Source organism: Vibrio sp. 10N.261.55.C5 (assembly GCF_041470505.1).
Classification (GTDB): domain Bacteria; phylum Pseudomonadota; class Gammaproteobacteria; order Enterobacterales; family Vibrionaceae; genus Vibrio; species Vibrio crassostreae_C.
The window spans coordinates 79704-95771 of sequence record NZ_JBFRMS010000035.1; the positions used below are offsets into that span (position 1 = coordinate 79704).

Consider the following 16068-nt stretch of genomic DNA (forward strand, 5'->3'; position numbering starts at 1 on the left):
GCCTATGAACAAACTATTCAGATCACCTGCGGTCGATTGGCCATTTAAGTTTGCTCAGAAGCTTGAACGAGCGAGAGACGAGCGCTTAAAGCACTTTTATAGCCAGCCTCTTCCTGCGCCTGATACGCCACTTTCAGAAGTGATGTTTTTGGCTGTCGACTTTGAGACAACGGGGTTAAACCCAAACAAAGACGGCATCATTACCATTGGTTTAGTGCCATTTACGCTCAATCGCATCTACTTGCGACAAGCCAAACACTGGACTCTAAGACCAAAACAGAAACTTGAAGAAGAGTCTGTCGTGATTCATGGCATCACTCACAATGACATCATTGATGCGCCAGACCTTAGCGAAGTGTTGGGCGAGATCTTAGAATCAATGGCGGGACATATCCCTGTGGTTCACTATCGTCGTATCGAACGTGACTTTTTGGACAATGCATTGAAAGTGCGACTCGGTGAAGGCATTGAGTTCCCAGTCCTCGACACGCTGGAGATTGAATCTCAGATCCAAAATAAACTGGCTGGCGGCTTGTGGAACAAGCTGAAAGGTAAGAAGCCAGCTTCAGTGAGACTGGGTCAGAGTCGTCGTCGATACCATCTGCCCGACTACACGCCGCATCATGCATTAACTGACGCTATTGCGACCGCTGAGCTACTCCAAGCGCAAATTGCTCATCACTTTGACTCTGAGATGCCTCTGAAGAGTTTCTGGCTCTAGCTGAGTTACGTAAGCTAAATACAAACACAAAGCCCATCAACTTCCATTGGTGGGCTTTTTCATTTTTATCGTCTGTGTTTAAGCAACGGTTGGCCCGACTAAGCGCATTTCCCATAAGCGTTTAAACATATTATAACGTCACACCGCAGCAGTTCCGCTCTAATGGACGTCGAAAATCGTGATCGCTATTTGTCAGCGCGATTGGCATTATTACTTCCCAACCACAGACAACGTTTGGTAATAAAGACGCTTTTGCTGATACATATTCTCATCAGCGACTGAGAACAATTGCTCAACGTCTGTTGAATCACTAGAGGCTGCACCAATCGAGAATCTGACAGGAATAGAGATACCCGCTTTAGTCTCGATTGCCTGTTGCTCCTGAGCAATGTACAACTGCTCAGTCATCTTTGCGACATTGAGCGAACTCGACTCACCAGACGTTAAGGTAAGCACCGCAAATTCATCTCCACCCAAACGGTATAGATTACTGACAGGTGTCAATTCGTGGCTGATTACGTCTACGCAGCGCTGTATCAGCTCATCCCCGGTCTCATGCCCATGAACATCATTGGTCGTTTTCAAGCCATTGATATCAATAATGATCAAAGAAATCTGATTTTGATTGTCGTTAATGCTGCGTTTACTGAATTCGAGATCTTCATTAAAAGCTTTACGATTCAAACAGCCAGTCGGCATGTTAATCCGTGTAATATTTTCGAGCTCTAGCCAACCAGCTAACTGTTTTTGGTACATGTCAAAAATCAGAAGATCTTCTTCACTGAGGACATCAAATGAACTTGAACAAAAATACCCGATCGCCGTCCCCTGTGAGTCACAGAGTATCAGGTCAGCCTCGCCAGTCCGGTTAAAATGAAACTGAATCGAATGTTGAACAAGTAATGTCTTTAACTCTTGATCGACCATTTGAGGAATCAACCGATATTCAGCCGCGTGTCTTGATGATGCAAACTGAACGATCTTCAAAAGACGATGCTTCTGGGATTCTTCACGCGCGAGCGAATACGTTAACTTGCTGGTTTTCTCTTCGACTAAGTCCTCTAGCTGAACATTAAATCTTTCGAGTTTATCGTTACTTTCGGTAAGCTCACGGACTTGGTATTGTATGCGACCCCACAAGGTTTCCAATAAACGACTCAGCGTGACGAACTCTGTAAAACGATGTTCATCCACACTATGAGTCGGTGACTGGTTATGCGAATACGACGTAACAGATTCAGCCAACAGGTTTAACTGCCCTGAGAACCAGCGGCTTAGGAACAGAGCAAACACAATCGCGATGGCAAGCGTCGCCACCAATATTCTGACAAAGACCACCTGAGCTTGTTGCATCTCTAATAAACGCTCACTGTCGGAAATATGATGTTTGACGTTCAGTACCAATTTGTCGGTAAAGAATGTGCTGTCGATAGAGATAATGTTCGCACTTTGTTCAGAAGATTGAGCATCCGTTGAATCAATATAGTTAAACTCAACCGACTCATTTTGATAAAGGAAAGGCGTCACTTTAGTCTTAAGTCTGTCATACCCCATAAGAACCACAAGATAACCCTGCGGCGTGTATGTAGAACCTTCTATCAAACGATAAGGTAAAATCGGCGCGACAAAAGCGATACCTGCAGCGGCATTATCCGCCACTTCAGTTTCGGTAAACTCGGTGTGGAACAATTTCCCTTGCCCATAAACCGATTGAGGACGCTTCAAGCTTTCTAATAACTGGCTCTGCTCAAAATGGTACAAGCTGCCTTTGCTGTCATAAATGGGCTTCCAGTTTTGGTCCAGAATATAAGTCGCGGACACACTCTCCGCTAGCGCATTGAAGCTATCCATCTTGTCCCAAACAACACTCGAGAAAAAGATATTACCACCCGCTTTAATCAATGATCGGTCATGCGAATACCATTGAGTTAAGCTCACCGTTGATGACCACTGCATCAAGCGCTTTTTTCTCATAGCGTTGGGTATCAACCCAAGCCTCGGGAAGTGTCGCTAATTCGATATATTCAGTTAGACCTAAGAAGTCCGAAGGAACCCAAATGGCGTCGGGAAAAGTATTGTCTCTAGGGTCAGCAACAAGAAGTTCAGAACGAATACTGTTGACGTCAAACGAACGAATTTCTACGCGATGATCCGTCATCGCTTCGATATGTTCTTTTACATAATCGGCCGTTTCATAATTAATACCAGCCCATATTTCAAGTGTGGACGAACAAGCAACGGCCGGAAATAGCATCGCAAATAGACTCAATAACCTCACACTTGGTTCCTTGTGGTAAAAATTAGACGTTGGATTTTAATCGCCCATCAATAAACCGGGCGATGCGGCTTATCGCTCACTGCTCATGATTAGAGACCTAGCTTTGGGCGACACGTTATATAGTAAAAAGTGCCTAAATAACAGTTGATACTCTCGCTTTAAGAGAAAGGTCTGCTCATTCTGATACATCCGTCATATCTCTGGATGACTGTTCTTACAATAAATCAACATACCATACCCTTTATTATTAACGACAAAAAAAATGCCGCAAAAGCGGCATCTATCTCGTTCGGTGCATTCGACACAATAAAAATCAAATAAGCAATTTATCAGTCAAAGCCCTATCATCGATTAAGCGTATTTCTCTTCGAAATCTTTCATGAAGCTAACCAGCGCTTGAACGCCTTCCAGAGACATTGCGTTGTAAAGTGAAGCTCTCATTCCACCTACTGCTCTATGGCCTTTCAGTGATTTCAGACCTGCAGCATCAGCCAATTCTAGGAACTTGCCATCTAACTCAGGTTTCGCCAGTTGGAACGGCACGTTCATTCTAGAACGGTTTGCAGTGTGAACATCGTTTTTGTAGAAAGCTGAGCTATCGATTGCATCGTAAAGCAGCGCTGCTTTCTCTTTGTTCACCAACTCCATCGCTTCAACGCCACCTTGAGCTTTCAGCCACTTGAACACAAGGCCTGATAGGTACCAAGCGTAGGTTGGTGGTGTGTTGAACATTGAGTCTTTTTCAGCAAGTACTTTGTAGTTCAGAATACTCGGCAACACGTCGTTTGCGAGTTCGAGTAGATCATCACGTACGATTGCAATGCAGATACCCGCAGGGCCGATATTCTTTTGCGCGCCCGCGTAGATAACACCGTACTGAGACACATCAATCTTACGAGACAGAATGTTAGATGACATATCCGCTACGATTGGCTTATCCGTTTGAGGAAGCTCGCTGATTTCAATACCATCGATGGTTTCATTCGGACAGAAATGTACATACGCAGCTTCCGGGTCAATTTTCCAATCTTTAGCTGGAACAACCGCTGCTTTACCATCAATTGACGTCTTCGCGTTGAATACATCGATTTCGCAATATTTGCTCGCTTCAGTCACTGCACTTTCTGCCCAGTAACCCGCATCAATGTAAGTCGCTTTCGTCGCATCACCTAAAAGGTTTAGAGGAACAGCAGCGAATTGAGCACGAGCGCCCCCCTGACAGAAAAGAACTTTGTAGTTGTCTGGGATGTTCAGAAGATCACGTAGGTCCTGTTCGGACTCGTCAGCAACTTGAATAAATTCCTTGCTGCGATGGCTGATTTCCATCACGGAAGTCCCTAAACCATTCCAATCAATAAAGTCCGCTTGCGCTTGTTTCATTACCGGTTTAGGCAGTGCAGCTGGGCCAGCACTGAAGTTGAATACGTTATCTAATGTAAGTTCCATGGGGATGATTGCTCCTGCTAAATAATAACTATGCAAGTAATACCATGTTTTACCCAACATAAAAACAACAAAAGAGGTCTTAAGACCTCTTTTGTTTTGTACCGTATAAAATGTTTAAGCTTAACCTGCTAAATCACCCTATCAGTATTCACGCCTGCTCTGTTTATTGAACAAAAACCGGCATAAGTAGAGCGATTAATGGAATTTCTTGTCCATTTTCGAACACTAGGTTTCCATTTTCTAAGTCAGCGCTGATTTCATAACCACTGTCTGTTTCCTTGATCATTTCCATCACAAGCAATTCATCGATACCTTCACGGATGAATGGATACTCTTCAACAAGTTCATTTGAGAAGCTAGAGTGAACGTTGCCCGTTAATGCAGGCATGATCATCGAAGGGTTGCTGCTGATGTTTTCGGTCCCTTCCGGCACGCTCACCAACCACTTAGATTCGAACTGTCCCTTACCTAACTCTAACGACATGTTGTTCATTGAAAGGTCGAAACCTTTAGCAAACAGGATATCGATAAATGGAATGATCTCTGCAACGTCTTCTTGCGTCATCACAGGATTAGATTGGTAAATCTCAAAGATTTTCTCAAACGACTCGCTATCCAACTTCGACATTTCAAAATCGACGTTTAGGTTGTTCAACTGGCCTTCACTGGTCTCGATGTTTGCGATATCCAGCTTGAGGTTGCTGCGCAGACGCTTAGTTGCTTCATCTAGATGTGATTCAAAATCGTACTTAGAATTTTCAATGGTCATGAAAGGCTGCATTGCAGAATCTGAAACCAAGAAGCTATCGATAGTAAAATTCTGAGTACCTAACCAGTAGCCTTTCGCTTGTTGGCCTGAACCCACACCTTTCAGATTAGACAGCGTTACCTCTTCACCGGTTTCAAAATCAATTTGAACTGAAGGGATTGAAAGCTCGTAATCAACTTGGCCTAAAACAGTCGCATGGCCAGAAAGATTCGATTTAGTGATCGAGACCGAAGTCCCATTCTCATCAGAACCTTGGTGATTGAACTGGCTTAACTCAAAGTTAAAGTCAGTGTTGCCGTTTAGCTCAGTACTAGTGGTCAGAGTTAAAGGCAGAATATCGGTATTCTCAAACGTCGACAGTGCATTTAGACTCACCAAACCATGGCTAACCGCACTATTTATGACAAACTCACTCGGCAACCCATCAATCGCAAGTTGCTCTTTCAGGTTTTCATCCGTCACAGTTAAACGAGTGGTTACGTTGGAAGACAAGTAACCTCTATCGTATTCCACGATCTCAGCTTGAATGCTTGAATTGTTAAGCTTTGCAACGCCATCGGTAATCGCATTTTGTCCAATTTGCCCAACCGCTAGCGGCCAACAAAGTGCCAGTGAGATTGCTCCGCCAATAGCACCAATTTTTCTTAACTGTTCCATGAGTTCTCTTTCTACACGTGTCTATTTTTTTTAGTCTAACCCATCAGTAGCAAACAAGAAACATTGAGTTAAATCAGTCTATTGCTCGATACTTCGATTGCCTCAATAAATTAACGGCTAGCTCTCATCCTTATTCGGCGGTTCTTGCTAGGCTAAAGACGTCGCTACTATTAAGGTTGAGCTGTGAATCAATACGCTGTTATCTGTTTGGACAATAATCCGGTTAGCATTGAAAGAATACGTTCGGAGCTGGCTCCGTTGGCTTCTGTATTCGATATTTATACTGCCGAGAACATAGAAGACGCACATCACGCATTAGAAGATATTCATGATCACAACCAAACCGTTGCCTTGGTGATCACTCATCATCATTCTGAATTTAATGGCGTGCAATTCCTGATTGAACTTCAACAGCTGCCCCATAGTAATACCGCAAGAACGATATTAGTCAGCGCTTCGTCAGACATTCAATCCATTTTAACCGCTGTGAATAAAGGTAGGCTCAACCACTGTTTAACCAAACCGGTTCAAGATCAGGTTCTGTTCAAATCAGCGCAAAAAGAGCTGACCACTTTTGTTATCCAATACGACTCAGAAAACCTGCTCTCTTACAGCGATGCCTTGGATCAACAACGCTTACTCAGAGCGCACATTGAGCAAAAGATTCACTCTTTCCAATCGGGTTTCATTCACGATTACCACCAGCTTTCGGATAATGCCCTTGCAGAACGTGTCGTCAGTGCCTTACAAGATGTGTTTTCAAAAGATGACAAAACTAAGGCCATTCGTGACTATTCCCCTGAGCATCTACTCACTGTGGAAGGCGAAGACAATCGCTTTTTATGGCTGATCATTGAGGGTGAAGCAGCTCTTTATAAGAAAGATGAACTTGGGCAACAGCGGGAAGTGGTACGTCACTCCAAAGGGAACATTGTTGGCGGGATGTCATTTGTAACAGGCGAGCCTTCGTTTTCTACGGCGATCACCCTAACGCAGGCTCGCGTTATCAAACTGGATAAAGATAGCTTTGCTCAGGTGATGCATTCAAACAATACCCTGCTGCCTTTATTTACCAATCTATTGCTCCGTCATTTTAATCGACGTTTGCAACGCAGCATCACCAATAAGATCAAACTGCAGCAGACACTAGAATCATTAGAGTCTGCACATCAACAACTGATCGAGAAAGAGAAAATGGCGATGCTCGGGCAGCTAGTCGCGGGAGTCGCACATGAGCTGAATAACCCGATTGCTGCCATATTAAGAAGCATCGAAACTCTGTCAGACCATCTCGACCAAATATTGGCAAACCTATCCGTTCCAGAGTCCAATAAAGGGACTGACGTACTGGCACATTCAAAGTTAGCTAAGCCACTATCAACAGCCCAAGAAAGACAGCTCGTAAAGCATCTTACGTCGACGATTAATGACCGTGCTTTAGCAAAAAAAGCCGTGAGACTAAACCTAAGCCAAGACTCTACGGTTCTAAACACATTAAAGGCGTCCCCTGTCGCAGGCAAAGAGCTGCTCAATGACTTAGAGCATTACCATTATGTTGGAAACTCTATCCGCTCAATTCAAGTGTGCAGCAAGCGTATTGCCGATATGGTCAAAAGCTTAAAAAGCTATGCTAGAGAAGATGAAGAAGTTCGCCACTACACAGATATCCACGAAGGGCTTGAAGATACCTTAGTGATCTTCGAAAACAGGCTTAAACACCACCAACTCGAAAAGCATTACGATACCGACTTACCGCCTTTATTGTGCCAGTCGCTCTCGCTGCAACAAGTGTGGACCAACCTTATCTCCAATGCGCTCGATGCCCTATCTGAACGAGGAAAAGTGACCATCACCACTTCTCAACAGACAAAAGGCGACGACGCGTTTCTTGTGGTGCAAATATCCGATACTGGCCACGGCATTGCCAAAGAAGACATCAACACCATTTTCAACCCAAATTTCACGACTAAAAAAGAAGGCAACTTTGGTTTAGGGATTGGGTTATCCATTTCTCAACAAATCGTTTCGGCTCATCAAGGGTTTATTTTGGTGGAGTCAGAGATAGGCAGCCATACAAACATGCAAGTGTGGCTTCCATTCAAACAAGAAGGAGCACCTCATGAATAAGTACCTAATTTTATGTGTCGATGATGAACCTGAAGTTCTCAATAGTGTCCTTCAGGACTTGGCGATATTTGAAGAGAACTTTCTGGTTGAAGGTGCAGAGTCGGTCGATGAAGCCAAGCAAGTAATCAAAGAAATGGGACAAGATGGTATTAAGCTCGCGTTAATCTTATGCGACCACATCATGCCAGAAGAAACCGGCATTGATTTTCTGATCGAACTCAACCAACACGACGCTACTAAACCAACGCGTAAGCTGTTGCTCACCGGGCAAGCTGGGCTAGAAGATACCGTCACAGCCATTAACAACGCAGCACTTGATTTCTATATTTCAAAACCTTGGCAAGGCGACCAACTGAGAGACACGATTACTCAACAATTGACTGACTATGTCATTGCCAACGACAAGCAATTGCTAAACTGGACTTCCATCTTAGATACCGAGCGCATACTGACTTCAATGGCGGATAAACGCACCAGTTTTGGTGAATAGCACTGATTGGTTAATGGATACTGAGAATAGCGTCATCCGATATAAAAACCTTCCGAATGTATACAAATTTTGGATAATTCGCTCGTCTATTTTTCTCATTCGCCCTAAACATGAGATCTCCGTTACATACTGATCCTTAATTTGCTTGTTTTTTAACTAAATGAGTAAGGTTTTACATTTTAAAGGATTACTTTTCCGTGAGTTAGATTAAACTGTCTCAATGTTTATGGTTTGCCGATTTGTCTCAAACCAAAGGAATTAACACTAATATAGGTTTACGGTCGTTATGCGCAAAATTCTACTTACTACCGCTATGCTATTGGCTTCTGGTCAAGCACTAGCTGTTGATGAACAACCACAGGTAATGAGCAACTTTAACTATGATTACTTTGAAGCACGTATCGGTGCTAGCCCAGTAACATTTGGTGGTGCGTTCAGTAAGTCCATTCACCCGAACGCTCACGCTATAGCACGTATCGATTCAGAATTTGAAAGCGATTACGACTCAGCTGTAGGTCTTGGTTTCCACGCTCCATTAAACAACTGGGCAGACCTAACAGGTGAAATGCTAGCTCGTATCGTTCAACCTGAGAACTCAAGCTCTACTGATATCGGTATGGAAATCAACATTGGTGTTCGCCAATGGCTTGGTCCACAACTAGAAGTTGGTGGTAAAGGTGGTTACGTTTCTATCGATGACAACGATGATTGGACAGGTTCTGTTTACGCGCGTTTCCACTCTACAGAGCTTTTCTCTTTAGGTGCTGAAGCTCGTATTAACGACTTCTACGGTGACCAACTTATGTTCACTGCTCGCTTCAAGTACTAATACTTAAAGCTCAAGCCCTAGCAAATAAGCTCTCTATGAGCACTTAGCCTTTTGATACTTAGTCTTTTAAGAAATCCGGCTAAGACAGAAACAAAAAAACCGAGGACATTCCTCGGTTTTTATTTATTAACAGTAATCTTAAGCATATAAGGTAAACTTCTTTAGTGGCAGCTCTTTAGTAATTGCTGCTTGCGTGGCTCTTGTAATAGTTTCCAGTGAATACCATCAATTGCACCCGCAAATTTCCAAAGTAGTTTTAGGTCAACATCGTTTCCGTACGCTTCGCGAACCTTATTAAACACTTCAGGTGCGCCCAACTGCATAAACATTGAAACATCATCCACACCCGCCTTTTTAACCATGCGCTCTAACGTAAGCTGCATGTTTGGTAGATCTCTTAATCTACGGCTAGCTGATGACTTCTTGAAGCTACGCTGCTGAATTGAATTATCGATTGAAGTACGAATAATACTATCCAATTCAGGATGTTCACAGGTAAACAGATCCGTAATGTCGTAATAGTTTACGGTTGCTGTTGTCTGCTTCTTTACATGACGATACTTTTCACAATCAAGATCGGTCAGTTTTTTATCTAATGATTTTCCACCTCTAATGAATAAACAACCTTCACTCAATAAAGCGAACATAGCGTCATTTTGAAAGAGGCCAATACCTCCGAACATAGAACGTTTTTGATGCTCACCAAATTGATTCACGTAATTAATAAATGCTGTCTCGGTCATATCCGTTGATCCTTAATCAAATTACCCCGATTAGGTTGATCACCAGACAAGCAGCTTGTTATGCGAAAAATTTTAAATCTATTTTTTTTATTCTATAGGTGAATATTATGGTTTCGTTTTCCACCTTTAAATAAATGATACTTCGAAAAGAAAAATAAGTCTGGACTTAGTTCACATCAATCAATTGAGTATTCCGGTTTTTCATGATTGACTTCACAGTAAACTATCAAACCATGCTTGAATTTGGACACCTAGTGATACACCGGTTCAAATTATTAAAGGTTATGTAGACGGGTGAGTATTGCCTCGCAGCATCGTGGCTTGTAAAATAGCAGGACAGACCTGTTTTTACTTTTTATATGAATCATTTATCGTTTTTCTGGCTACCTCAAAATAAGACTCTTCTCTTAAAGGGTCTAGAATCAGAGTTTGCCCAACTTGTTGGACATTCTATCTCAGCGGGAAAAATAACACTTCCTCCTATCCCTAACGTTGTACTGAAGATTCAATCGCTTTGTACCCTTGAATCAACTGGGATTGCTGACGTTGCCGAGTGCTTACTCGAAGACCCAGGCCTCGCTGCTATTGTCATTCGTGTGGCTAACTCTGTCGTCTTTAACCGACGTAATATTACTTGTGTTGATATTATGACGGCGGTGTCGCGCCTTGGCATATTAAGAGTACGTGACATCGTGACGGCTCAGGCTATTGAGCAACTCAAACACTCAGTCAACCTCAGTAAAGAATGTAATAAGGTATTGGTTCAGAGCGCTTCTGTATCAAAAGAGCTGGGCGCTACTATGGTGCTTGTTACCAACAGCTTCAAAGAGCTCTCCCCTACTGAATACCGTTACCTTGAGCATGAAAAATCGCTGCTTGTTGGATTACTGGCTGATATTGGTTTGTTCTGTTTGGTTAGCGAATACCACCTCTACCTCGAAAATGGCAATTACCTAGATCACGACATCGCTCTACAAATCTTCCAAGGCCAATGTTCTGCTACCAGTAAATTGGTGCTTAACCGTTGGGGCTTCGACAGCGACTTTATTGATGTGTGCAGCAATACCATCAATAACCACGAACAGCGTGAAGTCTCTTACTTAGATATCGCTCGAATCGCTAACCACCTGCTGATGTTCAGAAACAAGGATGAGAACATCGATGATCACGAAGTTGAACTTAACGTGACAGGTGCAGAGGTGCTTTATAAATTAAGCAACTTGAGCAAGCATGATTTTAATGCAAAGCTAAGCGACGTGATCAATACTAGCGGCTTCTAAGTCGCTGTTAAATTACAAGTAAGTGTAATATGAAGTAAATGCAATGGGGAAAGCATGTTTACAGGGATGATCTTTATATTTGCGCCACTCGTCGTGGGGTATCTTTTTGCAATTTCGAACGCTCAGACATTAGAATTTATCAACCGCTCAACATCGCGGTTGATCTACGTGATTCTGGCGTTAATGGGACTAAGCTTAGCCGCCCTCGATAACCTAGGCAGTAACCTGCAGACAATCCTTCTATATACCGTCACTTTCTTTGTCTGCTTAAGCGTATGTAACCTAATGGCACTGCCCGCTATTGATAAGTTATTGCCACTCAAAACCGACAGTAGCAAGAAGAAGCTTCCCCTCTCTTCTATGGCGATGGAATCTGCAAAACTCATCTTAGTGGTAGGTTCAGGGCTAATCGCTGGCTTAGTGCTGCCTATTGGCCTTGATTGGGTTGATACCGCAAGCGAATGGATTCTGTTTGTTCTTCTATTCTTTATCGGCATTCAGCTGCGTAATAGCGGACTCACACTTCGTCAGATCTTACTCAACAAGCACGGTATGGTTATCGCAATCACCATTATCATCACCTCAATGTTAGGTGGTGTAATCGCGGCTTACATCCTAGATATCCCTCTGTTCAAAGCCTTGGCAATGTCTTCTGGATTTGGTTGGTACTCTCTGGCTGGTATCTTAATGGGTGACGCCTTTGGTCCTGTCTATGGTGGCGCTTCTTTCATGCTTGAGCTGTTAAGAGAGTTAGTTGCCTTGGTACTGATTCCAGTGCTAATTCGCAGCTACCCATGCACTTCCATTGGTTATGCTGGTGCGACTGCGATGGACTTCACCTTACCGGTCATTCAAACAACAGGCGGCGTTAGATGTGTGCCTATCGCTATCGTCAGTGGCTTTATCCTCAGCTTGCTTGTTCCGATATTGATGTTGTTCTTTGTATCTCTTGCTAACTAGATCGCAGGAATAGCGTTTGTTTTAGATTAGAATGCAACTCGAATACCAATGTCCAAGACACCGATACAGTTACCGAAATAAAAAGACACTAAGTGTCATTGCTCAACAAATAACGATCACGGTAACCTGTAACGACAAAGTTATAAAAAGAATAAACTTACAAAAGGAACCACTATGAAACGCCTTTGCGTCGCATTACTGCTAGCTTCAACTTCTACTTTCTCTTTTGCAGCAGATTCAATGTCTGAGACAAACCAGTGCCAAGCAAAAAAATATGATGCGTACATCGACGCTTCTTTGAATTGGTATGCCGACCTTGCTGCATTAACCTCTGAGCAATATCCAGAGCTAACAGAAGTGAGTGAGTGGTTCCTAGAAGGTCGTAAGCACCACTTTGAGCTGAATCGTGCTGCGGTTAACTACTACCTTGTGAACGATTCAAGCAAAGTGGCAACAGAGCAGCCTGTAGAAGGCTGGTTGCAACTTGAGCAACACGACATTAAAACGCTATCAACACGTGATGATGAGCTTGGTAAAATCGCGAAAACAACGTTCGATGACCGCCAATCAACGCCTCACGCTCAAAACTACGAACTACGTTCTGCCTTTGCAGAGCTGCTTAGTCACCCTAAGCAAATCGACTCAGCGCTACAGCGTTACAACCAGTCGATCAGTAAACTTGAAGCGATTAAGTGTAAATAACCCCGCATTTAATATGCTTTTTTGAGAAGTTGGATTTCATAATTAAGACGGGACATTGTTCCCGTTTTCGTTTAGATTGTCCCGCTCGCGTCAATATTAGAAAAATAACTCGCTTGCTATGGTTACGGAACAAAAAACAGCAGATGTTAGCTTCGACAGTCTTCTACGTATCTTCACGGTACCTGAAGGCCCAGATTCAACACTCACTCAAATTGAAGACAAACTTTCACGAAACCTGAATCAATTCTTACGTGAACATATTGTGGCTGAAGAAAAGCCGCTGCGTGAAATTGAGAAAGATTTTTCAAATGCTCATATCCCAGAGCAGCCTGAGTTTGTTTCTGAACATACTGAGCATCTCCTCGATTCTCTTGTGTCTCATTCGGTTCACACGTCTTCGCCAAGTTTTATTGGCCACATGACCTCTGCGTTGCCGTACTTCCTGATGCCGCTTTCAAAAATCATGATTGCGTTGAATCAGAATCTAGTAAAAATCGAGACCTCAAAAGCGTTCACTCCCCTAGAACGTCAAGTTCTGGGCATGTTACATCGCCTGATTTATCAAGATAGTGACCAGTTTTATTCTCGTTGGATGCACAGCGCAAACCACTCTTTAGGTGCGTTTTGTTCTGGCGGTACCATCGCGAACATTACAGCGCTCTGGGTTGCACGTAACAACGCACTAAAAGCGCAAGGTTCGTTCAAAGGTGTAGAAAAAGAAGGCCTGTTTAAAGCCATGAAGCACTACGACTACGAAGGCCTTGCCATCTTAGTCTCTGAACGTGGCCACTACTCTCTGAAAAAAGCCGCGGATGTCCTTGGTATTGGTCAAGAAGGTCTAGTGTCTGTTAAAACAGATAACGACAACCGTATTTGTACTGATGATTTAAGACTCAAGATCGAGCAGCTCAAGCAGAACAAGATCAAACCTTTCGCCGTCATTGGTGTGGCTGGTACAACCGAAACCGGTAATATCGACCCGCTAAGAGATATTGCTGAGGTGTGTGCCGAATCCGATTGTCATTTCCACGTTGATGCAGCTTGGGGCGGTGCGACTCTGATGTCTAACAATCATCGTCACCTACTTGATGGTATTGAACTGGCGGATTCAGTCACGATTGATGCGCATAAACAGCTTTATATCCCTATGGGTGCGGGTATGGTTCTGTTTAAGAAGCCAGATGCGATGACTGCGATTGAACATCATGCTCAATACATTCTTCGTAAAGGCTCAAAAGATTTAGGCAGCCATACGTTAGAAGGTTCTCGTTCAGGTATGGCAATGCTGGTTTACGCCGCAATGCACATCATTAGCCGCCCAGGTTATGAACTGCTGATCGACCAAAGCATCAACAAAGCGCGCTACTTTGCCGACCTAATTAAAGATCAGAGCGACTTCGAGCTGGTTTCAGAACCTGAGCTTTGCCTACTGACTTATCGCTATGTCCCTGAGTCAGTCAAAGCGGCACTGCTTAAAGCTGAGCCTGAACATCGTGTCGAACTGAATGAGTTGCTCAATGAGCTGACTAAGTTTATTCAGAAGAAGCAGCGTGAAACAGGTAAGTCTTTCGTGTCACGTACACGCTTAAACCCTGAAGCATGGGTACATCAGCCAATCATCGTTTTCCGCGTGGTATTAGCAAACCCACTAACAGGCAATGACATTCTTTCGGCAGTGCTTGAAGAACAGCGTGAGATCTCTAAACTAGCACCAAACTTGATGGGCAAAATCAACAAACTGGTTACGCAAATCAACGCATAGTCATTCAATTTTAGTTGCATCAAATTGAAAATTTCTTTCTTTTTGATGTAACTAAGCTGTCAGTTCATACCCATTTTGCATTCTTTTTGCTCAAACTCTCTTCCAATTCTGTAGTTTTCTAAAATTTTGTTGAGGTTTGTCATATTCTTAAGCATTCATGCCCTGTTTTTGTATTAGTAAATAGTATGTTGGGTTTATACTGACTCTATGGTGCTAGTTAGCTTGATATCTATTTGACGCAGCAGTATTTACGAAACCGAATATACATCGGCTTTGTGTTTACTGATATTTGCTTCAGCCATACCCCCTGGTAAAAGATATTAACTAGCAAGTTGTTCTCTATACCCTTGTGAACACTATGAATACATTAGAAAAAATACAAAAAAACCTGGAAAATTTCAGCAAGTCTGAGCGCAAGGTAGCCGAAGTAATTATGGCTTCCCCTCAAACTGCAATTCATTCTAGCATTGCTACCTTAGCTAAAATGGCTGACGTGAGTGAGCCTACAGTTAACCGCTTCTGTCGTCGATTAGACACAAAGGGCTTCCCTGACTTCAAACTTCACCTAGCTCAAAGCTTGGCAAACGGTACACCTTACGTGAACCGTAATGTTGAAGAAGATGATGGTCCAGATGCTTATACGCATAAGATTTTCGAATCAACTATGGCTTGTCTAGACGTTGCTAAAAACAGTCTAGACGCGATGCAAGTAAACCGTGCTGTTGACTTGCTGACTCAAGCAAAACGCATTTCGTTCTTCGGACTGGGTGCCTCTTCTGCTGTCGCCAAAGATGCTCAAAACAAGTTTATTCGTTTTAATATCCCAATCACATGTTTCGAAGACATCGTGATGCAACGAATGAGCTGCATTAACTGCAGTGATAACGACGTTATTGTTCTTATCTCTCATACTGGCCGCACTAAAAGCCAAGTTGAGATTGCAAACTTAGCGCGTGAAAACGGTGCGACAGTTATTGCTATCACAGCAAAAGATTCTCCACTGGATAAAGCGAGCTCGTTGTCTATTTCTCTGGATGTTCCAGAAGACACTGACGTTTACATGCCAATGGCAAGTCGCGTTGTTCAGATGACGGTTATCGATGTGCTAGCGACAGGCTTTACGCTACGTCGTGGTTCTGGTTTCAGAGAGAACCTAAAGCGCGTCAAAGAGTCACTTCGTGATTCACGTTACGAGAAGTACTCTCAGTTCTAATCTGCTTAGTCATGAACTGAAAACAGATGACCAGAGAACAAGTTGAATTAAAAAAACGGAGCCTAGAGCTCTAATGCCGATCAGTTAAAGC

General features: G+C 43.2%; 12 protein-coding genes and 2 pseudogenes. 9 read left to right on the forward strand and 5 right to left on the reverse strand.

From position 1 onward, the window contains the following. Positions 1-4 precede the first annotated feature (4 nt). Entirely contained in the window at positions 5-721 is a 717-nt protein-coding gene (locus tag AB4263_RS14140; RefSeq protein WP_017060409.1) for a 3'-5' exonuclease, read from the forward strand. A 210-nt stretch (positions 722-931) separates the two neighbouring features. Here the strand turns inward: AB4263_RS14140 and AB4263_RS14145 are convergent. The 4 genes and pseudogenes from AB4263_RS14145 to AB4263_RS14160 all read right to left on the reverse strand — a co-directional run. Next, a pseudogene (locus tag AB4263_RS14145) lies at positions 932-2656 on the reverse strand (GGDEF domain-containing protein); the annotation flags it as partial. Next, positions 2643-2999, reverse strand: a pseudogene (locus AB4263_RS14150) (maltose/maltodextrin-binding protein); the annotation flags it as partial. The pseudogenes AB4263_RS14145 and AB4263_RS14150, both read right to left, overlap by 14 nt. Before the next feature lie 351 nt (positions 3000-3350). Beyond that, on the reverse strand, positions 3351-4445 hold the full coding sequence (gene serC / locus AB4263_RS14155; protein ID WP_017065411.1) for a 3-phosphoserine/phosphohydroxythreonine transaminase: 1095 nt from the start codon (positions 4443-4445) through the stop codon (positions 3351-3353). Between the two features lie 163 nt (positions 4446-4608). Beyond that, positions 4609-5871: a DUF945 family protein gene (locus tag AB4263_RS14160; RefSeq protein WP_017060405.1), complete on the reverse strand. Its 1263-nt coding sequence runs from the start codon at positions 5869-5871 to the stop codon at positions 4609-4611. 183 nt (positions 5872-6054) lie between these two features. Here AB4263_RS14160 and AB4263_RS14165 point away from each other — a divergent pair, with 183 nt between their 5' ends. From AB4263_RS14165 to AB4263_RS14175, 3 genes are all read left to right on the forward strand, one after another. Beyond that, a complete protein-coding gene (locus tag AB4263_RS14165) occupies positions 6055-7998 on the forward strand; it encodes an ATP-binding protein (RefSeq protein ID WP_372098406.1) in 1944 nt (647 codons plus the stop codon). After that, on the forward strand, positions 7991-8488 hold the full coding sequence (locus AB4263_RS14170) for a response regulator (protein WP_017065410.1): 498 nt from the start codon (positions 7991-7993) through the stop codon (positions 8486-8488). Before AB4263_RS14165 ends, AB4263_RS14170 begins: the two co-directional genes overlap by 8 nt. A 286-nt stretch (positions 8489-8774) precedes the next feature. Next, a complete protein-coding gene (locus AB4263_RS14175) occupies positions 8775-9317 on the forward strand; it encodes a hypothetical protein (RefSeq protein ID WP_017065409.1) in 543 nt (180 codons plus the stop codon). Between the two features lie 161 nt (positions 9318-9478). Here the strand turns inward: AB4263_RS14175 and AB4263_RS14180 are convergent, their stop codons facing one another. Further along, complete coding sequence (locus tag AB4263_RS14180; protein WP_017060401.1) at positions 9479-10060, reverse strand: TfoX/Sxy family DNA transformation protein; 582 nt, start codon at positions 10058-10060, stop codon at positions 9479-9481. A gap of 359 nt (positions 10061-10419) precedes the next feature. Between AB4263_RS14180 and AB4263_RS14185 the strand changes: the two genes are divergently transcribed. The 5 genes from AB4263_RS14185 (at position 10420) to AB4263_RS14205 (ending at position 15977) form a co-directional block, all read left to right on the forward strand. After that, complete coding sequence (locus tag AB4263_RS14185; protein ID WP_017066065.1) at positions 10420-11340, forward strand: HDOD domain-containing protein; 921 nt, start codon at positions 10420-10422, stop codon at positions 11338-11340. A 54-nt stretch (positions 11341-11394) separates the two neighbouring features. Beyond that, the gene (locus AB4263_RS14190) at positions 11395-12300 is read left to right on the forward strand and encodes a lysine exporter LysO family protein (protein WP_017071961.1); all 906 of its coding nucleotides are present in this window, start codon (positions 11395-11397) and stop codon (positions 12298-12300) included. Between the two features lie 174 nt (positions 12301-12474). Next, the gene (locus AB4263_RS14195) at positions 12475-13002 is read left to right on the forward strand and encodes a hypothetical protein (RefSeq protein WP_017065407.1); all 528 of its coding nucleotides are present in this window, start codon (positions 12475-12477) and stop codon (positions 13000-13002) included. Positions 13003-13120: 118 nt separating this feature from the next. Next, positions 13121-14764 carry a pyridoxal-dependent aspartate 1-decarboxylase PanP gene (gene panP, locus AB4263_RS14200; protein ID WP_372098407.1) on the forward strand — a complete coding sequence of 548 codons (1644 nt, stop codon included), beginning with the start codon at positions 13121-13123 and terminating at the stop codon, positions 14762-14764. Between the two features lie 358 nt (positions 14765-15122). Continuing rightward, positions 15123-15977, forward strand: a complete 855-nt coding sequence (locus AB4263_RS14205) for a MurR/RpiR family transcriptional regulator (protein WP_004734686.1) — start codon at positions 15123-15125, stop codon at positions 15975-15977. Positions 15978-16068 lie beyond the last annotated feature (91 nt).

What these genes read in the sequence shown, in the direction of transcription:
- AB4263_RS14140 (WP_017060409.1), top strand. Translation starts at nt 5, where the DNA reads ATGAACAAACTATTCAGATCACCTGCGGTCGATTGGCCATTTAAGTTT.
- serC (WP_017065411.1), bottom strand. Translation starts at nt 4,445, where the DNA reads ATGGAACTTACATTAGATAACGTATTCAACTTCAGTGCTGGCCCAGCT.
- AB4263_RS14160 (WP_017060405.1), bottom strand. Translation starts at nt 5,871, where the DNA reads ATGGAACAGTTAAGAAAAATTGGTGCTATTGGCGGAGCAATCTCACTG.
- AB4263_RS14170 (WP_017065410.1), top strand. Translation starts at nt 7,991, where the DNA reads ATGAATAAGTACCTAATTTTATGTGTCGATGATGAACCTGAAGTTCTC.
- AB4263_RS14175 (WP_017065409.1), top strand. Translation starts at nt 8,775, where the DNA reads ATGCGCAAAATTCTACTTACTACCGCTATGCTATTGGCTTCTGGTCAA.
- AB4263_RS14180 (WP_017060401.1), bottom strand. Translation starts at nt 10,060, where the DNA reads ATGACCGAGACAGCATTTATTAATTACGTGAATCAATTTGGTGAGCAT.
- AB4263_RS14185 (WP_017066065.1), top strand. Translation starts at nt 10,420, where the DNA reads ATGAATCATTTATCGTTTTTCTGGCTACCTCAAAATAAGACTCTTCTC.
- AB4263_RS14190 (WP_017071961.1), top strand. Translation starts at nt 11,395, where the DNA reads ATGTTTACAGGGATGATCTTTATATTTGCGCCACTCGTCGTGGGGTAT.
- AB4263_RS14195 (WP_017065407.1), top strand. Translation starts at nt 12,475, where the DNA reads ATGAAACGCCTTTGCGTCGCATTACTGCTAGCTTCAACTTCTACTTTC.
- panP (WP_372098407.1), top strand. Translation starts at nt 13,121, where the DNA reads ATGGTTACGGAACAAAAAACAGCAGATGTTAGCTTCGACAGTCTTCTA.
- AB4263_RS14205 (WP_004734686.1), top strand. Translation starts at nt 15,123, where the DNA reads ATGAATACATTAGAAAAAATACAAAAAAACCTGGAAAATTTCAGCAAG.